General features: G+C 66.2%; 12 protein-coding genes and 1 riboswitch. Of the genes, 5 read left to right on the forward strand and 7 right to left on the reverse strand.

All coding sequences use genetic code 11. The features are described from left to right. The first annotated feature begins 127 nt into the window (after positions 1-127). Together pnuC and AC3A6F_RS06885 are read left to right on the forward strand one after the other, a co-directional pair. Positions 128-721, forward strand: a complete 594-nt coding sequence (gene pnuC, locus AC3A6F_RS06880; protein ID WP_487679201.1) for a nicotinamide riboside transporter PnuC — start codon at positions 128-130, stop codon at positions 719-721. Further along, positions 718-1,236 (forward strand): AAA family ATPase, encoded by a 519-nt coding sequence (locus AC3A6F_RS06885; RefSeq protein ID WP_487679202.1) that lies wholly within the window; start codon positions 718-720, stop codon positions 1,234-1,236. Before pnuC ends, AC3A6F_RS06885 begins: the two co-directional genes overlap by 4 nt. A 16-nt stretch (positions 1,237-1,252) precedes the next feature. Here AC3A6F_RS06885 and AC3A6F_RS06890 read toward each other — a convergent pair whose 3' ends face one another. Beyond that, complete coding sequence (locus tag AC3A6F_RS06890; RefSeq protein ID WP_487679203.1) at positions 1,253-2,398, reverse strand: hemin-degrading factor; 1,146 nt, start codon at positions 2,396-2,398, stop codon at positions 1,253-1,255. 234 nt (positions 2,399-2,632) lie between these two features. On the opposite strand from AC3A6F_RS06890, the gene AC3A6F_RS06895 reads away from it, so the two are divergent. Next, positions 2,633-3,601, forward strand: coding sequence for an HDOD domain-containing protein (locus AC3A6F_RS06895; protein ID WP_487679204.1), 969 nt, complete (start codon positions 2,633-2,635; stop codon positions 3,599-3,601). Between the two features lie 48 nt (positions 3,602-3,649). Here the strand turns inward: AC3A6F_RS06895 and AC3A6F_RS06900 are convergent, their stop codons facing one another. Together AC3A6F_RS06900 and AC3A6F_RS06905 are read right to left on the reverse strand one after the other, a co-directional pair. Beyond that, positions 3,650-5,776 (reverse strand): TonB-dependent siderophore receptor, encoded by a 2,127-nt coding sequence (locus AC3A6F_RS06900; RefSeq protein ID WP_487679205.1) that lies wholly within the window; start codon positions 5,774-5,776, stop codon positions 3,650-3,652. 81 nt (positions 5,777-5,857) lie between these two features. Beyond that, a riboswitch (TPP riboswitch) is annotated at positions 5,858-5,955 on the reverse strand. A gap of 60 nt (positions 5,956-6,015) precedes the next feature. Beyond that, the gene (locus AC3A6F_RS06905) at positions 6,016-6,909 is read right to left on the reverse strand and encodes a DUF535 family protein (RefSeq protein ID WP_487679207.1); all 894 of its coding nucleotides are present in this window, start codon (positions 6,907-6,909) and stop codon (positions 6,016-6,018) included. Positions 6,910-7,201: 292 nt separating this feature from the next. Here AC3A6F_RS06905 and AC3A6F_RS06910 point away from each other — a divergent pair, with 292 nt between their 5' ends. Next, the gene (locus AC3A6F_RS06910; protein WP_487679209.1) at positions 7,202-7,909 is read left to right on the forward strand and encodes a glutathione S-transferase; all 708 of its coding nucleotides are present in this window, start codon (positions 7,202-7,204) and stop codon (positions 7,907-7,909) included. Here AC3A6F_RS06910 and dkgB read toward each other — a convergent pair whose 3' ends face one another. Together dkgB and AC3A6F_RS06920 are read right to left on the reverse strand one after the other, a co-directional pair. Next, on the reverse strand, positions 7,910-8,710 hold the full coding sequence (gene dkgB, locus AC3A6F_RS06915; protein ID WP_487679210.1) for a 2,5-didehydrogluconate reductase DkgB: 801 nt from the start codon (positions 8,708-8,710) through the stop codon (positions 7,910-7,912). Between the two features lie 20 nt (positions 8,711-8,730). Continuing rightward, positions 8,731-9,936 (reverse strand): MFS transporter, encoded by a 1,206-nt coding sequence (locus AC3A6F_RS06920; RefSeq protein WP_487679212.1) that lies wholly within the window; start codon positions 9,934-9,936, stop codon positions 8,731-8,733. A 139-nt stretch (positions 9,937-10,075) separates the two neighbouring features. Between AC3A6F_RS06920 and AC3A6F_RS06925 the strand changes: the two genes are divergently transcribed. Beyond that, positions 10,076-10,954, forward strand: coding sequence for a LysR family transcriptional regulator (locus tag AC3A6F_RS06925; protein WP_487679214.1), 879 nt, complete (start codon positions 10,076-10,078; stop codon positions 10,952-10,954). Here AC3A6F_RS06925 and AC3A6F_RS06930 read toward each other — a convergent pair. Together AC3A6F_RS06930 and AC3A6F_RS06935 are read right to left on the reverse strand one after the other, a co-directional pair. Continuing rightward, positions 10,951-13,269: a putative bifunctional diguanylate cyclase/phosphodiesterase gene (locus tag AC3A6F_RS06930; RefSeq protein WP_487679216.1), complete on the reverse strand. Its 2,319-nt coding sequence runs from the start codon at positions 13,267-13,269 to the stop codon at positions 10,951-10,953. The two genes, AC3A6F_RS06925 and AC3A6F_RS06930, sit on opposite strands and share 4 nt — an antisense overlap. Positions 13,270-13,437: 168 nt before the next feature. Next, positions 13,438-15,933 (reverse strand): TonB-dependent receptor plug domain-containing protein, encoded by a 2,496-nt coding sequence (locus AC3A6F_RS06935; RefSeq protein ID WP_487679218.1) that lies wholly within the window; start codon positions 15,931-15,933, stop codon positions 13,438-13,440. Positions 15,934-16,156: the final 223 nt, after the last annotated feature.

The following is a 16,156-nucleotide window of genomic DNA, read 5'->3' on the forward strand; positions in this document are numbered from 1 at the left end:
GCGCAGGCGGGAACCCAAGTTTGCAAGCGTTACGATTGCGCCGAGAGCACTTGGGTTCCCGCCTTCGCGGGAACGACGGTTTTGAGCAAAAAGTATTCGCGCGCGTTTCATCATCATTGTCGACCGAATGAACGAACCCCTCATCCTCGCCGGCCTCACGACCTCGCCGCTGGAACTGATCTCCTTCCTGCTGGCCGTCACGACCGTCGTGCTCAACATCCGCCAGAAGCACTGGGCCTGGCTGTTCTCGATCGCCTCGTCCGCGACCTATGCGGTGGTGTTCTACGACGCGCGCCTGTACGGCGATATGGGACTGCAGTTCGTGTTCATCGCGGCCTCGGTCTGGGGCTGGTACCAGTGGCTGAACGGCAGCGGCAATGCGCCGCTGGTGCCCAGCTTCCTCAAGCCCAACGGGCGCGCCTGGTCGCTGGCGGCCTGGCTGGCTGGCTTCGTGCTGCTGTCGACCTTCCTCGACAATTTCACCGACACCGACGTGCCGCACGCGGACGCCTTCCTGACCGCCGGCAGCCTGGTCGGCCAACTGCTGCTGGCGAGGAAGAAGGTCGAGAACTGGCATGTGTGGATCGCGGTCGACATCCTGTACGTCGGCCTCTACCTGTACAAAGGCCTGGTGCTGACCGCCGTGCTGTATGGCGTATTCGTGCTGCTGGCGATCGCCGGCTTGCGCACCTGGTCGGCGCTGGCGCGCAAGGCAGCATGAGCGGCGTGCAAAGAGTCGCCATCCTCGGCGCCGAGTCGTCCGGCAAGTCGACCTTGTCCGAAGCGCTGGCGCGCCATTACGGCACACTGTGGGTGCCCGAATACCTGCGCGAATTCGTCGATACGCTGGGAAGGGTGCCGCACGAGGAAGACCAGTATGGCATCGCGCTGACCCAGCGCGCGCGCGAGGATGCGGCTGCTGCGCAGGCAAGCCGCTTGCTGTTTTGTGACACCACGCCCCTGATGACGGCGCTGTACAGCCGCGTGTACTGGGGCAGGGTGGATGCACAGCTGGCGCGGCTCGATGCGCGCCACGACTACGCCTGGACCTTCGTCACCGCACCCGACACCCCGTGGGAGCCGGACGGCCTGCAGCGCGAATCGGAAGAGGTGCGCCAGATGGTGCACAGGATGCTGGTGGAGACGCTGGCCGCGCGCGGCATCGCCTACACCTTGCTGGCCGGCGACCTGCCGCACCGGATGCGGCAGGTTCAGGGGCTGCTCGGCCAGCGCTGAATCTCAGTCCTGACGGTTACGCCTTCGGCAGGCTGGCCGCCAGGTCGGTCCACGACTGCGGCTGCGGCTTGCCGCGCTCGCGCACGCCGAAGAAGGTCACCACCAGCTCGCCCTGGTCGTCGAAGAACTCGACCGAGGTGACGCCGGCGCGGCGCACCACGTAGCCGCTGCGCAGTGCGCTGTCGCGCAGGTGCAGGTTGAAGTCCGGATCGAGCACATTGAACCAGCCGTCGGCCGCCATCACCTTGTTCACCTTGCCGCTGTAGATCTGGGTCAGCGCCCCATTGCCGAGGAAGGCCATGATCGCGACCCCGTCCTTGGCGGCATCCTCGAGCAGCTTGCGCACCGCTTGCGGCGCGACTTTCTGCACCACGCCGCCAGGGGCCAGGCGCAGCGCCTGTTCGCGTGTCAGGCCGAATTCCGACACGATGCGGTTGAACTGGTGCACATCGGTCATCTCTTGCCAGGCAGTCTGGAATTCCTTGACGTCGACCGCGCTGTCGGGCTTTTCGGCAGGCTTCGGTGCGGCGGCCGCCACGTCCAGTTGCGCGCCCTGGCTCGGATGGCGGAAGTCGGCCACCAGCTTGTCGAACACCGCAACCTCGGCGTCGTCGCGCAGGTAGAGCTTATGCACGGCGTTGCCGCTGGCGTCGAAGAACTGCAGGCTGCGCTGGCCGGCCCCGGCGCCGTCGCGGCCGGGTTGCGTCACGGCGAAGGCGTACTTCCATTTGGCGAACTGGAAGCGCAGGTCGATCGGACCGCCCAGGTAGCCGCCGGCGATGTTCAGGTTGCGCGCTTCGCGCTCGGCCTCGTCCGCGCTGCCTTTCTCGGCCTGCTTTGGAATGCGCATGGCCACGCCGGTGGTCTCGATCACGCCGTTCTCGTTGCGCGTGAGCGCCATCACCTTGCCCAGGTCGAGGGCGCGGCGCATGATCTCGCGCGGCGCATGGTCGGTTTCCTTCAGGCGCACGACGGTACTGCCAATGCCGGTGGCAAGCAGCTGGGCTTCGGATACCTTCAGCTGGCGCGCGGCGTCGCGCATCTGCAGACGCGGCTCCTTGGCCTTGAGCTCGGCCCACTGCTGCGCCAGTTGCGGGGCGGCCTGCGCCGGGATCAAGGCCAGGGCGATGGCTGCGGCCAGGAGATGACGGGTAAGTTTCATGGATGTGTGCTCCTTGTTTGTTTTGCAAATGCGATCAAGCATACTAAATGATAATCATTATCATTTGCAACGTGCTCTTCCGACTTTTTGGCAGGGATTTCTTGACCGGGCGCACAGGGGCCGATGCGAATCGGTGTTGGATGTCGTTACAAACAATAAATCTTTACACCCTGATGACTATTTGTTTCTAGAAGGCATTACAATCATCGGATTTCGAACGTACGGCGAGACGCTATGAAAAACTGGATAGGACGCTTTTTGGGCGGTTCAGATAAAGAGACAGAAGCTGCGGCCAGCGTCGGCACGACGGCGACGATCGAACATGACGAGGACATGGCGAACGATGTCCACGCCACCTTCTACCGCTGGCTGACCGCCTCCAGCGGCTTCAACGCCCAGCCCGGGCAGGAAGCCCAGATCCTGGCCGAAGTGCGTTCGCTGGCGGCCGATCCGGTCTGTGCGTCCGGCCTGGTGCCGCGCGTTCCCGAACTGGTGTCGCAGCTGCTTACCGCGCTGTCCGACGAAAACATCTCGACCGGCGCGCTGTCGGCGCAGGTCGGGCGCGACCTGGTGCTGGTGGCCGAAGTGATCCGCGAAGCCAACAGCGCTTATTACCGGCCGGTGACCCCGATCGAAACACTCGAAGGCGCGGTGACGATGCTCGGCCTGAACGGTTTGCGCATGCTGCTGGCGCGCATCGCGTTCCGGCCGCTGGTGCGGGTCAAGGTCCAGGGCGTGGCGCGCCAGGTGGCGCCCAATGTGTGGAAGCATTCCGAACGCTGCGCGTTCGCCGCCAGCGTGATGGCGCCGGGCCTGTCGGCCGGCGTGTTCGAATCCTACCTGGCCGGCCTGATGCAGAATCTGGGATTGCAGGTCGCGTTCCAGGTGGCTGACCGCATCTGCGAAGGCAGGGTGCCCGGTTCCAGCGAATTCGGCATCGAACTGTTCGCGGCCAGCCGCCAGCTGTCGTCGGTGATCGCCAACCACTGGGACTTCCCGCCCGAGGTGGTGGAGGCGATCGAGCAGGCCGGCGAACCGGATGGTTCGCACCTCGCGCAGGCGCTGGCCCAGGGCGACCGCATCGCCAAGCTGCGGTTGCTGCTCGATGCCGAGGTGATCGAAGACGATGATGTGCTCATCACCCGCGGGCTGAATGGTTTCCAGCGGCGTTGCCTGGGCAAGCTGGCGGATTTGTCGGATTGATGCATGATGCCTGCCACGGCGCGCGTGGCAGGCGAAGCGGGCGAATGCCTAGAAATCGATCTGCGCCGACAACTTGAACGTGCGCGGCGCCCCCGGCAGCAAATACCCACCCAGCGACTGCGTCACGTCCCGCCAGTAGAACTTGTCGAATGCATTGTCCACCCGCGCGCGGATGATCGTGTTCAGCCCACCCGCGCGCAGCAGGTAGGACGCCCCGAACCCCGCCACGTGATAGCCCGGCACCTTCACGCGGTTGGCCGGATCGAACACCTTGTTGCCCGAGTACTGCCACTGCGCGTCGAGCTTCAGGCCCGCCACTTGCGGCACCGCGTACTCGACCCAGGCGGTGGTGCGCAGCTCAGGCACATTGGTCACGCGCTTGCCTTCGGTCGACGCGTCGCCCGTGTCCTTCTGGTCGGTGTCGAGCGCCATCAGCGACAGGCTGTAGTTCAGGTCGGGCGTGGCGCGGCCCATCGCGGACAACTCGACGCCGCGGTGGGTCTGTTCGCCGGCGCGCACGAAGGTGTTGGCCGCGTTCGTGTATTCCAGGCCCTGGCGGATCTCGAACAACGCGCCCGACAGCGCCAGCTGCTCGTTGACGTTGCGCTTGACGCCGAACTCCAGCTGCTTCGAGCGGCTCGGCGGCAGCGCGGTGTTCTGGTTGGTGGTTTCCATCGGCGCGATGCCGCCGTACTGCAGGCCATGGCTGATCGAGCCGTACACGCGCCAGTCGCGCGCCGGCGCATACACCAGCGCCACGTTCGGCAGCGCGAACGAGTCCTTCGTGTGCACCCAGCCGCCCTCGATTTCTTCAAGCGCGTCGAGCTTGAGCTTCACGTAGCGCACGCCGGCGTGCAGGGTGAACTGCGGCGACAGGGTCATCACGTCCTGCACGAACAGCGAGCGTTCTTCGGTACTGCGGCGCTGCATCACAGGGCCGGTCACGCGGTCGCTGGAGACCGGCGGCACGACGGTCGGGTTCCAGATATTGCTGGAGCCGACGTAGTCGTAAACGTATTCGCCGAAGCTGTCGTGGCGTTCGGCATACGAGCCGCCGATGGTCAACGAGTGGCGCACCGCGCCGGTGTCGAAGCGGCCCTGCAGCATCGCCTGCAGGCCCCACGGCGTCTTGCGCTCGCCCGTGCTCTGGAAGTCGTACACGTCGTAGTCGCCGTTGGAGCAGTAGCCCGGATAGTAGCCGTCGTCCTCGTTGCTGCAGCCGTAAGGGAAGGCGGTGAAGTCATCGCGCTTGAACCAATGCTTGTTGGCGCTGACGGTGGCGTTCCACGCGTCGTTGATGCGGTACTCGAAACGCAGGCCCAGATTGCTGCTGTCGGTATCGACCGGGCGGGTCCAGGGCTGGTCGTTGAGCAGGGTCTTGGCCGAGATCCCGGTGGGCAGCGCTTCATTGCGGATCAGCTGGTAGCCTGGCGCCGTGACCTGCGACTTGTGCTGGTGGTCGAGGTCGATCTGGAACAGCGCGTCCGGCGTGATCTGCCAGTCGAAGGCGGCCGACACGAACTGGCGCTCGCCGTCGGCGCCGCGCACGTAGGACTTGAGGTCCTCGGCCGCGGCATTGATGCGGTAACCGAAGCGGCGGTCTTCGAAACGGCCGCCCAGGTCGACCGCGCCGTACACGGTGCCGCGCTCGCGCACCTCCACCGTGGCCTGGCGCAGCGGCGCATTGGTAGGACGCTTGGTGACGAAGTTGATCATCCCGCCCGGCGCCGCGACGCCGGCCTGCAGGCCGGCCAGGCCGCGCAAGACCTCGATGCGTTCCTTGTTCTCGATCGGGATCTGCGTGTCGCCCGAGATCGCGATCATGTCCTTGCGGTAGCTGGTGGCGTTGTCGAGCGCGAAGCCGCGGATCGAGAACTGCTCGGCGTAGCCGATCGCGTTGTAGGCGTCGCCGATCGAGGCGTCGTAGCGGGCGGCGTCGGTGGCGCTGCGGATCGACAGGTCCTGCATCTGGCTCTGGCTGATCGAGGTGATCGAGGCTGGGGACTCGAGCAGCGGCACGTCGGCGAAGCCGCCGACGCTGGCGCGGTCGAGGGCGATCCACTTGCTGCCGGTGACGACGACGGACGCAGTCTCTTGTGCGAAGGACTGGGACGACAGGGAAAACGCCTGCACGATGGCGCAGGCGAGAATGGTGTGCTTCGAGGTGAATGTCATGGTTTGCTCGTTTTCGCGCGCTACGTGGCGCGCCGCTTTTATCAAAGCCGGAGCCAACGTGGGGGAAGGGCAAACGAATGGGGATGCTGCTTTGCGCTTTCCTTCGCTGGCATTATCCAGATCAGGTACGAAGGGTATCTCTCACCCGGAACAACGTTCCAGGACCCCTAGCGAGTCGCGAGTGTATCACGGCCCCGGGCGGCCGTGGTGAATCTGTCAAGCCGGTCGATCGGCGCCGCTCAGGCTTTCGCGGTCGACGGCGCCTCGGCCACCGTTGGCTGGGTGGCGGCCGGCGTCACCATGTGGCGCAGCAGCACGGCGCGCGCCGCGTCGCCGATGGCGCGCCAGTGTTCGCGCCGCTGCGCCGCGCGCTTGCGGTGCTTCGATGGCATGTCCTGCAATGGCTTGAGGTAGAAGGGCAGTGGCACCAGGAAGCTGCGCGCGTCCAGATCAGAGCCGCCCAGGATGCGCCAGAAGCCGTCGTAGGCGTTCTCGAAGGCCTTGTCTTGCGCCGCTTCATAGGCCACGTGCGCGCTGCCGCGCACCGCGACCACCCGGTTAAAGCCCAGCACCTGCGCCGCGCCCTGCAGGGCGGCGAAGCAGAAGAAGCTCGGCGAATTGTTGGGGAAGACGCGCTCGAAGGTCTCGAAGGCGCCGCCGGCATCGCGCCACAGGCCGGCGTTGCGGGTGATGAAGGGAACGATCGGCAGGTCGACGCCCACCACCGCGCCCTCGACCCAGGTCCAGGACAGGCGGTGCAGCACCGTGCCGTCGACGACCAGGGACAGCGTCAGTTCGCCTTCGGGGTCGATGCGGGGCGCGTGCTCGAGCCGCATGATGAAACTGCCACTGTCGTCCTCATGCTGCCACAACACCAGGCCGCCATGGTGCGCGGCCTGCCGGTAGGCGGCGTTGAAGGTCGTCTCTTCGAAGCGGTAGTGGGCCAGCACGCAGCGCATGCGCTCGCGCACCTTCATGCCGCGGGCCAGGTAGTCGCGGCCGCTCACATGGCGGAACAGGTCGTCGTCGGGCGCGTTTTCGAGGCGGCGCACCAGCTTGAGACGGGACAGGGACTGGTGCTCGCGCCAGTAGCGCAGCGCATGCCAGCGTTGGGTGAGACGAGCGAAGATCATCGAGCGCTCCATTCGGCGTAGAAGGTCTTTATCTTGCCGGTCCATGCCCGGCAATGACAAGAAATAATTCCGTTCTGCAATTATGTGCCGAATTGCTAGCTCGTGCCCGGACGAAGTGCAAACAGTGCTTGGGAACCAAGGCGGGCGTGATCTGTCATGGGACTCTCTCTGGACGTATTAACTTATGGTTGTTTTTAGGCATGCACGACAAGACTACCATGTTTGCAGCGCGCCACGCTTCTTCATTCATCATCGATAATGCGCCGGAACCAACCAGCAATGGAGGAAGCAGATGGCGTATGAACTGTTCTATTGGCCGAGCATCCAGGGACGCGGCGAATTCGTCCGCCTGGCGCTGGAAGAAGCGGGCGCCGACTACGTCGACGTGGCGCGCCGCGAGGGTGGCGTCGACCTGTTGATGGCGGCGCTCGACGTCGAGGAGTATCCGGCCTTCGCGCCGCCCTTCCTGAAGGCGGGCGAGCTGGTCATCGGCCAGGTGGCCAACATCCTGCTCTACCTGGGTGAGCAGCACGGCCTGGCGCCGCGCACCGATCCGGGCCGCCTGTGGGTGCACCAGCTGCAGCTGACCATCGCCGACCTGGTGACCGAGGCCCACGACACCCATCACCCGATCGCGTCCGCGCTGTACTACGAAGACCAGAAACCCGAGGCGCTGCGCCGCTCGGCCGACTTCGTCGAGTCGCGTATCCCCAAGTTCATGGCGTATTTCGCGCGCCTCTTGTCCAACCCCGAGCCGCGCGACTATCTCACGGGCGACAAGATCACCTATGCCGACCTGTCGCTGTTCCAAGTCATCGAGGGCCTGCGTTATGCCTTCCCGAATGCGATGAAGAAGATCGAACAGGAGCATCCGGTGCTCACCGGCCTGCGCGACCGGGTGGCTGCGCGGCCGAACATCGCCGCCTATCTCGCGTCCGACCGGCGCATCCCCTTCAACGAGGAAGGCATCTTCCGCCGCTATCCCGAGCTCGATCGGTAATTAGTCCCAGGCCGGGGCGAAGTCGGGACTGACCAGGCGAGCGCCATCGTCGAGCGCATCGATGGCGGCGCTGTCCTCCTGGCCCAGCACGAGTCCGAGCGATCGCAGGTTGCCGGCCAGGTTGTCGCGTTTGGTCGACGACGGGATCACGGCATAGCCCTTGGCCAGCAGCCAGGCCAGGGTCACCTGGGCCGGCGTGGCCCCGTGGCGGCGCGCGATTTCCCCGATCGTCGGGTCGCTCATCACCTTGCCATAGGCCAGCGGCATATAGGCGGTGACTTGGATGCCGGCCGCGCGCGCGAAGTCCGCCACGCTGCGGTTCTGCAGATAGGGATGCAGCTCGACCTGGTTGGTGGCGATATTGTCCGCGCCGACGGCGGCTATCGCCTCGCGCATCAGGGCCACCGGGAAGTTCGAGATGCCGATCGCGCCGGTGAGGCCGGCGTCGCGCGCTGCCAGCAAGGCCTGCATCGACTCGGCCACCGGGACGGCGGCGCCGGGCGAGGGCCAGTGGATCAGGGTCAGGTCGACCTGCTCGACGCGCAGCTTGCGCAGGCTGTCCTTCAGGCTGGCGGCCAGCTTGTCGGCGGGCAGGTGCTCTGTCCAGATCTTGGTGGTCAGGTAGACCTCGCGGCGCGGCACGCCCGACCCCGCCAGCGCCTGGCCGACCTCTGTTTCATTGCCATAGATCTGGGCGGTGTCGATGTGGCGGTAGCCCAGTTCCAGACCGGTGGCGACCGAGTCGATCGCGGCTTGTCCTTGCAGGCGGAAGGTGCCGAGGCCGAGTTGTGGCATGTTCATGGTGTGTCCTTTTCGTTGAGTTAGTGGGTGGCGACGGCGCTGCGCACGGCCGCCTTGGCCGGCACGCCTTCGCGCCGGTCGAGCCAGCCGGCCAGGGTGGTGAGCAGCAGGGCGCCGACGACGACCAGGGCGCCGATCCACGGTGTGGCCATCAGGCCGAGGTGGGCGACGATCAGGCCGCCGCCCCAGGCGCCGAGGGCAATGCCGACGTTGAAGGCGGCGATGTTCAGGCCCGAGGCGACATCCACCGCCTGCGGCGCATCGCGTTCGGCGCGCTGCACCACATAGACTTGCAGGCCGGGCACGTTGCCGAAGGCGACCGCGCCCCAGGCCAGCACCGTGATCAGGACAAGCGTCTTGCTCGGCGCGGTGAACGTGAGCACCAGCAGCACCACGGCCAGCAGGGCGAACACGATCTGCAGCGCGGGCACCGGACCATGGCGGTCGGCCAGCTTGCCGCCCCAGATATTCCCGGCCGCGACCGAGACGCCGTACACCAGCATCACCAGGCTGACGGTGGATGCCGCGAAGCCCGAGACCTCCTGCAGCACCGGAGCCAGGTAGGTAAAGGCGATGAAGCTGCCGCCATAGCCGAGCGTGGTCATGGCGTATACCAGCAGCAGGCGCGGCTTCTTGAGCACCGCGAGCTGGGTCAGGAGGCTCGATGGGCGGCTAGCAGCGATATCCGACGGCACCAGGATGGCGCTGCCGATCACGGCGATCACGCCCAGCAGTGACACGGCCAGGAAGGTGGCCTGCCAGCCGAAGTGCTGGCCGATGAACGTCCCGAGCGGCACGCCGGTGACCAGCGCCACGGTGAGACCGGTGAACATCAGCGCGATGGCGCTGGCGGCTTTTTCCTTCGGCACCAGGCTGGTGGCGATGGTCGAACCGATCGAAAAGAACACGCCGTGCGCGAGGCCCGTAAGCACGCGCGCGGCCATCAGGGCTTCGTAGTTCGGCGCCATCCAGGCCACCAGGTTACCGAGGGTGAACAGGACCATGAGGCCGAGCAGCAGGTGCTTGCGCGGCACTTTTCCAGTGAGGGCAGTGAGCACCGGCGCGCCGATGGCCACGCCCAGCGCGTACAGGCTGACCAGCAGGCCGGCCGAGGGCACCGATACGCCCAGGCTGGCGGCAACAGTTGGGATCAGGCCGACGATCACGAATTCGGTCGTCCCGATGGCGAAGGCGCTCAATGTAAGCGCCCAGAGTGCGAGTGGCATGCGATTCTCCTTGTTGCTTGTGTCTTTACATGGCAGGGTTGAGGCAGGCATGCAGTGTGCCGTGCCCAGATGCAAGGAAAAATAGGCCGCTATACAATGGACTTTTGAGTTGGAGTCAATAATGATCGATGTGGATGGCATGATTGTATTTGTTGCCGTCATAGATTCCGGCTCGTTCTCGGCCGCCGCCGAGCGCCTGGGGCAGACCCCGTCGGGCGTCTCGCGCACCATTTCGCGGCTGGAGGATAGTCTCGGCATGACGCTGATGCGCCGCACGACGCGGCGCCTTCAGCTGACCGAGGAAGGCGCCTGGCTGCTCGAGCGCGCCCGCGCCATCCTGCGCGACCTGGCCAATACCGAGGCCGAGGCGCAGGCGCGCCGTTCTCAGCCTTCGGGCCTGGTGCGGGTAAATGCGTCGACGCCGGCCTTCGACCACTTGCTGGCGTCGCTGCTGCCCGATTTCCTGGAGGCGTATCCGCTGGTCCAGCTGGAACTGACCAGCGGCGAAACCTATGTCGACCTGATCGAGGAGCGGGCCGACCTGGCGATCCGCATCGGCGCGCTGCCCGATTCGACGCTCAATGCGCGGCGCCTTGGTACCGGCAAGCTAAGGGTGGTGGCGGCGCCCGCCTATATCGACAAATACGGCGTGCCGCGCGAGCCGGCCGAGCTGGCGCTGCACCGCACCGTGGGCTTCACGGCGCCGGCCTCGCTCAATACCTGGCCGCTGCTGCATGCCGGCGGCGAGGGCTGGACCGTCACGCCGCAGGTGCTGGCCTCGAGCGGCGAGACGGTGCGCCACCTGGCCTTGCACGGGGCGGGCATCGGGTCGATGGGGGAATTCCTGGTGCGCGCCGACATCGAGGCGGGGCGCCTGGTGCCGCTGCTGGAGGAGCAGACCCTGCCGTGGACCCAGCCCGTATGGGCCGTGTTCTACAAGCAGGGCGCGCTGGCGCCGCGGGTGGCGGCGTTGGTGGACTTCCTCGCCCGCAGACTGGGCGAGGTGCTGGAACGCTAGACCACGGCGTCGGCGGCGCCCGCCTCGGCCTCAGCGCTTGCGAGACGTTCGATCAGGTCCGGCAGCGGCATCGGCCGGCAGAACAGGTAGCCCTGCATGAATGGCTGTCCATGTTCCGCCAAAAAGCGCGCCTGCTCCGAGGTCTCGATGCCTTCGGCCACGACCCGCAGGCCGAGCTGGCCCGCCATCGCCAGGATCGACTGCACGAGGGCGGTGCCGTTGCTGTCGTCGGGCATGTCGCGGATGAAGCCCTTGTCGATCTTGAGTTCGTACAGCGGCATCTTGCGCAGGTAGGCCAGGTTCGAGTAACCGGTGCCGAAGTCGTCGATCGAGAAGCGGATCCCCAACTGCGCCAGTTCATGCATGCGGCTCACCGTGTCGTCGATGTCATCCACCAGCAGGCCTTCGGTCACTTCGAAAATCAGCTGCTGCGGCGGAACACCCGTCTCCTGGACCACCGCGCGCACCATGGCGACGAAATCGCTCTGGCGGAACTGGCGCGGGCTGACGTTGATCGACAGCGGCAACGCATGACCGGCGCATTCCAGGTCGCGCCAGGCTATGCAGGCCTGGCGCAGGACCCATTCGCCGAGCGGCACGATCAGGCCGGTCTCCTCGGCGACCGGGATGAAGACGTCGGGCGGCACCAGCACGCCGTCGGCGCGGCGCCAGCGCAGCAGCACCTCGGCGCCGACCGGCGCGCCGGCGGGATCGACCTGCAGCTGCAAGTGCAGCGCCAGTTCGTTGCGCTCCAGGGCATGGGCCAGGTCGCGCTCGAGCATCAGCACGTTCTCGGCCGCCGCCAGCATCGTGGTCTCGAACAGCGCAACGCCGTTGCGGCCCGCCGCCTTGGCGTGGTACATCGCGGTATCGGCTTCGCGCAGCAGATCGTGCACGGTCTGGCCTGGGCGCAGCGGGAGCGCGACGCCGATGCTGCCCGACGAATGGTAGACCTGGTTGTCGATGACGGCCGGAAGGCGCAGCGCCTTGCCGACCTGTTGTGCCAGGGCCAGGGCGGCGGCGGTGGCGGCCGCGTTGTCGCCGCCGAGATTCGCGGCCAGGATGACGAATTCGTCGCCGCCGAGGCGGGCTACGGTGTCGCCTTCGCGCACCGCGCCAACCAGGTGAGAGGCGACGTGCTTGAGCAGGGCGTCGCCGGTGGCATGGCCGCGCGCATCGTTGACGCTCTTGAAGTTGTCAAGGTCGATGTACAGCACCGCGCCGAGCCCGCGGCCTGCGTGCGCGCCCTCGACCAGCGCGTGCAGGCGCTCCATCAGCAGGCGCCGGTTCGGCAGGCCGGTAAGCACGTCGAAGAAGGCCAGTTGCTCGATCGCGTCGGCCGAGCGGCGACGCTCAGTGATGTCGCGTCCCACCACCACCAGGTGGGTGATCGGCCCGCCTGCGCCGGCGAACGGCACCATGTCGATCTCGACCCAGTACGGCTCGCCCGTCTTCGAATAGTTCACCAGCTCGGCCGATACCGGCTCGCGCCTGCCCATGGCCTCGACAATGCGCGCCACCACTGCCGGATCGGTGTCTGGCCCGTCCAGCATGCGCATGCTGCTCCCGACTATCTCGTCGGCGCGATAGCCGCTGCGGCGCTCGAAGGCCCGGTTGGCGAAAATGATGGGCTGGATGGCGCCGGGACGGTCGTCCACCTTGACAATCAATACCATCTCGTTGAGGCCCGCCAGCGCGGCGGAGGTCAGCCGCAGCTCGCCGTTCATCGCGCGCAGCAGGCTCTGGCCTTCTTCCAGCGAACCGGCCACGGTGCGCACGTCCTTGAGCGAGCCGGCCAGGCCTTTGAGCAGGGTGCCGCAGCTCAGGGTGATCAGGCCGCCGACGCAGGTGAAGTTCAGGGTCAGGATCAGCACGCTGGGGAGGGAGTCGTGTGCGTAGTGGCCGACCGGGATGTCGGTCTGTCCGGTCAGGCCGAGCACCATGAGCGTGGCGGCGCTGAGCGCCAGCGCGGCGATTGCCTGCCGCGTACCCAGCAGGACGGCGGCCAGCGCGGGGGCCGCCAGCAGGTAGAACAGGCCGATCGCACCGGCAGCCAGCATCGAACCGATGCCCACGCCGTACAGCATGGCCAGGAAGTTCAGGACGCGGGTCCGGTAGGCCAGACGATCCATGCGCCAGATCGCCAGGATCCACGCCAGCGCGGCGGTGTCCATCAGGGCCACCGCGGGGAGGTCGCGGTAGACCGCCAGCGCCGCGCTGGGCACTGCCGCGATCAGGGCCAGCACCAGGACGACGGACATCAATGACGTGAAAACACGTGCGCGCCACTGCGCGACATCGTCGTGAGCCAGCATGATTACTTTCGCTTGAGAGGGAATGATTTCATTATGACAATGAGCATTGTCTTATGGAAACATCATACCAGCTCTGCCGTTACTGGGTCGTTCTATTGAGCAACGGTGCGATTCCACACTGATGGGCGGCAGGGCCGCGAGCGGCTGCCGCCCATGCCGTGTCCCGGATCAGAACGCGTAGGTCGCGCGCCCGTAGATATACCGTCCCGAACGCCCGAACGGCGCATAGGTCGAGAACGGCGTATTGCCCGTGGTGTTGAGCGCCGGCGGCAGCGTTTCCGGGTACTGGTCGAAGACGTTGTCCGCGCCCAGGGCCAGGGTCAGCTTCGGCGTGACGGCCAAGCGTCCCTCCAGGTCGACCACGGTCTTGGCGCCTAGCTCGAAGTCGAAGGCCGCCGTGGTGCCCGGCGACAGCACCTCGCCATAGCGCGTGGCGCGCAGGGTCGCGCCCCACTGGCCCAGCTTCCAGTTGACGTTGGCGCTGATCTTGTTCTTCGGCTGGCCCTTCTCGAGAGAGAGCACGTTGACGCGATCGAACAGGATCGGGGAAGGGCTCAGGTTCGACAGCTGTTCGGTCACCGGCACCTTGGTCACCTCGGTGTCGGTGTAGTTGCCGGCCAGCGTAAAGTCGAAGCGGCCCGCCGCGCCGGCGTTGTGCGCCCAGTTGATCACCACGTCCACGCCCTTGGTGGTGGTGTCGACGCCGTTGATGAAGAAACGTCCGCCGCCCACGCCGATGAAGCCCTGGCTGGCGATGTAGTTGCGCACATTGGTTTGTGTGAGATTCTCGGACAGGATGATGCGGTCGTCGATGTCGATGCGGTAGGCGTCGACCGTCACGCTCACGCCGCCCAGGCGCAGCACGGCGCCGAGCGAGGCGTTGACCGATTCCTCGGCGTCGAGCGGCTTGGCGCCGAGGGCCACCGCGACCGGGTCGGACGGCTTGAAGGTCGTGATCTCGTAAGGGATGCCGTTGATGAAGTTGGTGGACGTCGCGGTGAAGTGCTGCTGCTGCGGCGATGGCGCGCGGAAGCCGTTCTGGATCGCGCCGCGCAGCGCGAAAGCCTTGTTGAAGTCGTAGCGCAGCGCCAGCTTGCCGGCCACGCTATTGCCGAAGTCGGAATATTTTTCGGCGCGCACCGCGGCCGAGGCAAGGAGTTCAGGCGTAATGTTGGCTTCGAGATCGATGAAGGCGCCGACCGCGTTGCGGTGGGCGTCAACCTCGTTGGCCGGGCGGAATCCCGGGAACACCTGGGCGCCCGGCGCCGCCGGCGTCCCGTTGGGCAGCACCTCGCCGCCATAGCTCCACGACTGCTCTTCGCCGGCGAACAGCTCATAGCCTTCGCGGCGCGCCTCGACGCCCACCGCCACGTTCAGCGGCGACGACAGCGATGCCAGCTCGATGCCGCGCACGCCGGTCAGGTTGAACACGGCCTGGTCGTACGAATAACCGCCGGCATAGAACTCGGTCTTGCTGGAGGCCCCCAGCGAGCGGTTCAGGGTGTTCTCGATCGTGTATTCCATCTTGTTCTTGCCGTAGCCGAGCGAGGCGTCCATGTCCCACTGGCCCGCTTGCCAGGTCACGCCGCCCGTCATCGAGAAGTCCTTGACGGTGGGGGAGATCAGCGGCAGGAAGCCGTCCGGATAGATCGACAGGACGTTGCGCGCATCTTGCGGCGGGCGGAAGTAGCCGGACGAGGTGGCGTCGCGGTTCTGGTAGCTCGCCCAGCCATAGACCTTGACGCCGCCGCCCAGGTTGTTGCCGGCGTTGGCGAACAGCGTGGCCTGGTCGAGGTCCGGCTCGCCGGTCCAGGCGTTGAAGCGATCGATCGTGTTCTCGCGCGGATCGAAGCCGCCATTCACCCGCGGATACTGCTGGCGCATATCGTAACCGCCACGCTCGGTGCGGTTCTGGTCGCGGTATTCGGCGGCGATGGTCAGAAAGCCCGATTCGCCCAGGGCCAGGCCTTTCCACAGGCTGACGGTGGCGGTCTGGCCGTCGGTGCGCTTGCGCGAATCCGGGCCGCTCCAGGTGCCGCCAGCGGGCACGGCGTCGTTCCACAGATCGTATTCGGACTTGCGCGCGCCATAGGTCACGCTCGCTTCGCCGCCATCGCGGTCGGTGCGCAGGCGCATATTGACCACGCCCGAAATCGCGTCCGAGCCGTATTGCGCCGCAGCGCCGTCGCGCAGCACCTCGACCGATTTCACGATCGCAGTGGGAATCGTGTTCAGGTCGACCGCCGCCGAACCGCGGCCGATCGAACCGTTCACATTGACCAGCGACGAGGCGTGGCGGCGTTTGGAGTTGACCAGCACCAGGGTCTGGTCCGGCGCCATGCCGCGCAGGGTGGCGGGGCGGATGGTGTCGGTGCCGTCGGTCAGCGAGGGCCGGGGAAAGTTCAGCGAAGGCAGGGCCATCGACAGCGCCTGGTTCATCTCGGTGCTGCCGGCATTCTTGAGCGTCTCGGACGAGATGATGTCGACCGGCGCGGCGGTGTCGAGCGCGGTGCGGTTGGCCACGCGGGTGCCGGTGACCACCACCGTGGCGGCATTGCTGGCCGTCTCGGCCTGGGGCGCGGCCTCCTGGGCATGGGCGACGCCCGCGCACAGCGCGGCGATGGCAAGGGCTAGTGCTGTTTTTTCCGTCCTGGCTTTCTGCATGGTGCTGATTCCTTTTCTTGTTCTACGGCGGTGGTCCTGGGAAAGGGCGAGGCGGTTGCCTCCGGTCCATACTGCGCAGCACCATTCATGGTGTCAATTCGTTAAAACCGCCACCGTGCGTCTTTACAACAATTATCGAAATGTCAGGTCTATGTAAGAACATGTGGGAGGCATAATCAAAGCTCATGCAAGGGGCGTGACGTCATCTGCAGGCGAAATTATT

It is taken from the genome of Massilia sp. Soil_C_3 (assembly GCF_057657035.1).